General features: G+C 63.4%; 3 protein-coding genes and 1 tRNA gene. 2 read left to right on the plus strand and 2 right to left on the minus strand.

All coding sequences use genetic code 11. The features are described 5' to 3' along the window. Nucleotides 1–1,170, plus strand: a 1,170-nt coding sequence (gene betB / locus ENZ74_RS20005) for a betaine-aldehyde dehydrogenase (protein WP_127312945.1), incomplete at its 5' end; no start/stop codon positions are given. An 8-nt stretch (nucleotides 1,171–1,178) separates the two neighbouring features. Here betB and ENZ74_RS20010 read toward each other — a convergent pair. After that, nucleotides 1,179–3,419 carry a mannose-1-phosphate guanylyltransferase/mannose-6-phosphate isomerase gene (locus ENZ74_RS20010; protein ID WP_013532683.1) on the minus strand — a complete coding sequence of 747 codons (2,241 nt, stop codon included), beginning with the start codon at nucleotides 3,417–3,419 and terminating at the stop codon, nucleotides 1,179–1,181. Nucleotides 3,420–3,430: 11 nt separating this feature from the next. Next, on the minus strand, nucleotides 3,431–4,951 hold the full coding sequence (locus ENZ74_RS20015; RefSeq protein ID WP_127312946.1) for a phosphomannomutase/phosphoglucomutase: 1,521 nt from the start codon (nucleotides 4,949–4,951) through the stop codon (nucleotides 3,431–3,433). A gap of 201 nt (nucleotides 4,952–5,152) precedes the next feature. Here ENZ74_RS20015 and ENZ74_RS20020 point away from each other — a divergent pair. Continuing rightward, nucleotides 5,153–5,229, plus strand: a tRNA-Pro gene (locus tag ENZ74_RS20020). The last annotated feature ends 309 nt before the right edge of the window (nucleotides 5,230–5,538 follow it).

Below are 5,538 nucleotides of genomic sequence, written 5' to 3' on the forward strand. Positions count from 1 at the left end.
CAGGAAACGTTGGTGGCGGATGCGCCCTCGGCTGCGGACTGCCTTGAATATTTCGGCGGTGCCGTTGCCGCCTACAACGGCGAGTCGGTCGATCTCGGCGGACCCTTCGCCTACACAAGGCGCGAAGCGCTCGGCGTCTGTGTCGGCATCGGCGCATGGAACTACCCGATCCAGATCGCCGGCTGGAAATCGGCACCGGCGCTCGCCATGGGCAATGCCATGGTGTTCAAGCCGTCGGAAAACACGCCGCTGTCGGCGCTGGCACTGGCCGAGATCTACAGCGAAGCGGGGCTACCCGACGGCTTGTTCAACGTTGTGCAGGGCTATGGCGATGTCGGCGCCGGGCTTGTCGGCCACGATGTCGTCGCCAAGGTCTCGGTGACCGGTTCGGTGCCGACCGGCCGCAAGGTGCTGTCGCTTGCCGGCTCGAAGATGAAGCACGCGACGATGGAACTCGGGGGCAAGTCGCCGCTGATCGTGTTCGACGATGCCGACATCGAGAACGCCATTGGCGGCGCCATGCTCGGCAATTTCTATTCGACCGGACAGATCTGCTCCAACGGCACGCGCGTCTTCGTGCAGAGCGGCATCCACGACCGCTTTGTCGACCGTCTGATAGAGCGGACCAAGAAAATCCGCATCGGCGACCCGCTCGATCCCGAAACCCAGATGGGACCGCTGGTCTCCAAGGCGCAGCACGACAAGGTGGCCGGCTATATCGAGATCGGCAAGCAGGATGGAGCGACGCTTGCTTGCGGCGGCAATGTGCCTTCGCTGCAGGGCTTTCAGGGCGGCTTCTTCGTCGAGCCGACGGTGTTCACCGGCGTGACCGATGGCATGCGCATCGCCCGTGAAGAAATTTTCGGACCAGTGATGAGCGTGTTGAAATTCGACGGCGAGGACGAGGTGATCGACCGCGCCAACGACACCGAATTCGGCCTCGCTGCCGGCGTCTTCACGCGCGACCTGCCGCGCGCCCACCGCGTCATCGCCGAACTGCAGGCCGGCACCTGCTGGATCAACGCGTATAATCTGACGCCGGTGGAAATCCCGTTCGGCGGCTTCAAACAGTCAGGCATCGGGCGTGAGAATTCACTGGCCGCACTGGCGCTCTATTCGCAGCTGAAGTCGATCTATGTCGAGACCGGGGATGTGGCGAGCCCGTACTGAGGCTGCCCTTACGCCTTCAGGTCGGCCGTGCTGTCCAGATACTGGGTCAGCGCGCAGACCAGATGATAGAAGATGCTGGCCGGAACGTCCGATGCCAGTGAGCGGCCGCGCTCGTCGATGCGGTCGATCCACAGGCCGAGCGGCGCCGGGTCGATGTGCCAGCGGAACAGCCGGCCGACGCGCGCTTCGATCTCGGGCTTCAGATCGGGGCCGCCCGAGCCATCCAGTGCGATCGCCGCCTTCACGGCTTCGGCCTGCGGCCAGCTGCGCGATATCAGGTCGAGCGGCAGGCCCTGCCGCGAGACGGCGCCATAGGCAAGCCCGGTGGCGCGGTTGAGGCCATTGGCGATGGCCGAGGCGTAGAGTTTCCTGGCAAAGCCGCTCAACTCGGCCTGGCCGCTGCGCCCGGCGAAATCGACCAACAAAGAGGCCCATTCGAAATGGTGGCCAGGCTCGGTCCACGAGCCTTTCTCGCCGGCGGATGGTTTCCATTCGGCATCGAAATACTCGCCAAGCGTCCAGCTTTCCGGATCGAAGAAATGACTGCGGAAGAGGTCGATGATGCGCGCTGCGCGGCGCAGATGGGCGCGCTCGCCGGTCGCCTGGTGCCAGGCGAGGAAGGCCTCAAGCAGGTGCATATGCGGGTTGGAGCGGCGCTCGCCTTTGCCATCCGATGTCTCAAGGAAGCCGGTCATGCGGCTGTCTTCGAGATGCGCATCGAGAAAGGCGAAGGTTTCCTCGCCGAGGCGCAAGGCGTCGGGATTGCCAGACATATGCGCATGCGCCAGTGCCAGGAGCACGCAGGAATGATCGTAGGCATCCTCGGTGGCGTCGGCAACCGAACCGTCAACATTCAGCGTCCGAACCCAGCCGCCCTTGTCGGTGCGGCCCTTGCCGGCCATGAAGGCGATGCCGTGGCTGATCAGCCGGTCGGCCGGACCGTCCCAGCCGCGCGCCCGGGCAACGGCGAAGGCATAGACCTGCCTCGCCGTGGTGCGCATGCGCTTGGGCTTCATCAACGGCGAAGCGTCCAGGCCAAGCGCTTCGTGAAAGCCGCCATGGCGTTCGTCGACGCCCGATGTCGACCACAGCGGCAAGGTCTCCTGAAACAGCCAGTGATGCACGCGCCGCCGCCAGGCGCCGCTTTCGATGACGCGGTCATGCGCCGGCGTGAACCTGGTTTCCAGGCGACCCGATTTTTCGAGCTGCTCGACGATCTTCTTGACGTGTTGGCTGTGGCTGACCGGAGCGACGAAGGTGGCATCCGATGTCGAAACGATGGCGATGTCCTTCATGCCGATCGCCGACAGCAGGCGGCCGTCACTGCGAATGTAGGAATTCTCGCAATCGATGGCGACGACGTCGCCGATGATGACATTGCCCCGGTCGTCGGCGGGGCCGACATCGAGCAGCGACTGCCATGAGCCGAGATCGTTCCAGCGGAAGCCGGCCGGCACCATCGCGATGTCTTTTGCCCGCTCCATGATGGCGTAGTCGATCGAGTTCGACGGAATGGCGGCGTAGAGTTCTAGCGGCATGTAAAGGCCGGACAAATCCGATGTCGCTGCCTTGTACGCTGCTTCGGTGGCCTGCCAGATATCCGGCTGGAACGCTATGAAGGCATCACGCATGGCGCTGGCGCGAAAAAGGAAGATACCGGTGTTCCAGTAGAAATTTCCGGCCTTGAGATAGCTTTGCGCAGTCGCAAGATCCGGCTTTTCGACGAAGCGCGACACGTCGAAGATGCCGCCGCTTTCGGCCGCAACCTCGATATAGCCGTAGCCGGTCTCGGGCTGTGTCGGCCTGATGCCGAACACCACCAGCCGGCCGCTACGCGCTGCCTCGGTGCCGGCTTCGACGCTCTGCCAGAACTGGCGCGGGGTCGATATCTCATGGTCCGACGGCACCACCAGCACCAGGCTGTCGCCGAACTCGGACAGTGTGCGCAGCGTCGCCAGTGCGACGGCGGCGGCTGTGTTGCGCCCGGTCGGCTCGAACAGCGGCCCGCCGCCGGCGAGGTCGAGGCCGGCAAGATCGGCGTGAACGCGGTCGGCATGGCGCTCCGCGGCAATCAGGAAGATCGGCGTTTCGCCTTCCGGCCGGGCCGTCAGCCGGCGCAAGGTCTTGGCCAGCATCGAGCCGTCGCCGGACAGATCGTGGAACTGCTTGGGATTGTCCTCGCGCGACAGCGGCCACAACCGCGAGCCGACCCCGCCGCTCATGACAAAACTGACAATCCGCTCGGTCATTCAACCACCATTCAAAAGGTCTGGTTGTAGGCGCCCACCTCGGGGCTGCGGCGCAGCACGGTGTCGACAGCCTCGAACATCTCCCGTCGACGCTGCGACGACACCGGGCTTTCGACGACCACGACCAGTTCCGGCTTGTTCGACGAGGCGCGCACCAGTCCCCAGGTGCCGTCGTCCGCGACAACGCGCGCACCGTTGACGGTGATGAGGTCGGCGATCTTCTGGCCCGCAAAAACCGTTCCATCCCGCTTCATGGCCTGAAAGTCGGCAACCACCCGCTCGACAACGCCATACTTCACATCGTCCGCGCAGTGCGACGACATGGTCGGCGTGCCGAAGGTCAGCGGCAGCGCGCGGTATAGATCGGCCATCGAACTGCCGGGGCTGCGGTCCAGCATCTGGCAGATGGCAATGGCGGTGACCAGCCCATCGTCATAACCCCGCCCGATCGGCGGGTTGAAGAAGAAATGGCCCGACTTTTCGAAACCGGCGACGGCGCCAAGCTCGGCGACGCGGCGCTTGATGTAGGAGTGGCCGGTCTTCCAGTAGTCGGTGACGGCGCTGTTGGCGCGCAGCACGCTGTCTGTGTTGAACAGGCCGGTCGACTTGACGTCGACGACGAAGGTCGAGCCCGGATGCTGGCTGGAGATATCGCGCGCCAGCATCACACCGACCTTGTCGGCAAAAATCTCATTGCCCTCATTGTCGACGACGCCGCAGCGGTCGCCGTCACCGTCGAAGCCAAGGCCGACATCGGCTCCAGTCTCAAGCACCTTGTCCCTGATGGCATGCAGCATCTGCATATCCTCGGGATTGGGATTGTAGCGCGGAAAGGTGTGGTCGAGTTCGACATCGAGCGGGATGACCTCGCAGCCGATGCGCTGCAGCGCTTGCGGCGCGAAGGCGCCGGCGGTGCCGTTGCCGCAGGCGGCGACCACTTTCAGCTTTCGGGTGATGCGCTTGTCCTCGGTCAGATCGTCGAGATAAGTAGCGCGAAAATCGCGAACGAAATCGTAGGAGCCGCCGCCGACGAGATCGAAATCGCCGGCCAGTACAATCTGCTTCAGCGCGCTCATCTCTTCCGGCCCGAAAGTCAGCGGCCGCGCCGCACCCATCTTGACGCCGGTCCAGCCACTCTCGTTATGCGAGGCGGTGACCATAGCGACCGAAGGCACGTCCAGTGCGAACTGGGCGAAATAGGCCATCGGCGACAACGCCAGTCCGATGTCCCTCACCCGAGCGCCTGCAGCCATCAAACCGGACACCAGCGCCAGCTTGATGCCAAGCGAATAGGAGCGGAAATCGTGCCCGGTGACGATATCGGGACCGGCACCGACACGGCGGATCAGCGTGCCAAGCCCCATTCCGAGCGCCTGGACGCCATTCAGATTGAGCTCCGGCAGTTGCGCGGAGCCGGGATGGCCAAACCACCAGCGCGCATCATATTCTCGAAAGCCGGATGGCTTGATCAGCGCTTCGGTTTCGAACTCGAAACTGTTGGGCCGGGCGTCGCCAACGATGCTGAAGGACAAGACTGGAAAACTCCGAGTGGCGGAAATTACGAGTTGTCGAGGACTGCGGCTTAGCACAGAAGGCTTTAAGCCACGTTTATCCCAGGAGGGAATCCGAGCCTTTCGGGCTATGCTCGACGAAAGCCGATGAAATGCGACAGAAGTGCTGCCATGCCGCTTGCAGGAACGAAGTGTGGCGGCTATAAGCCCGCGGTCTGGTCACGGAGTGTAGCGCAGCCTGGTAGCGCACCTCGTTCGGGACGAGGGGGTCGCAGGTTCAAATCCTGCCACTCCGACCAGAAAAAACAAAGAGTTAGCGCATCCCGACTTCGGCGCTCCACCTGCCCCTCAAGCGAGATTACTCGCGTCTCCCCGCCGGCCGACAGCGATGCCTGTTGCACTGGACAGCAACCAGACGGTCAACCGGCCGCTTTATGCCTTCATACGTGCGCTCGCGGACAGATTCCGGAAAACATCTCAACTGGCACGCGCGTCCGGCTAGCGGAGGCCAAAAAAGCTCAAGATCGCTATCACGATGACCACAGCTCCAACGAGCCAAATGATATTGTTCATGATCTCTCTCCTGTTGCCTGGGTGAAGCCCGCGCC

This window comes from Mesorhizobium sp. M7A.F.Ca.CA.002.15.2.1, assembly GCF_003998715.1.
Lineage (GTDB): Bacteria > Pseudomonadota > Alphaproteobacteria > Rhizobiales > Rhizobiaceae > Mesorhizobium > Mesorhizobium ciceri.

What these genes read in the sequence shown, in the direction of transcription:
- ENZ74_RS20010 (WP_013532683.1), bottom strand. Translation starts at nt 3,419, where the DNA reads ATGACCGAGCGGATTGTCAGTTTTGTCATGAGCGGCGGGGTCGGCTCG.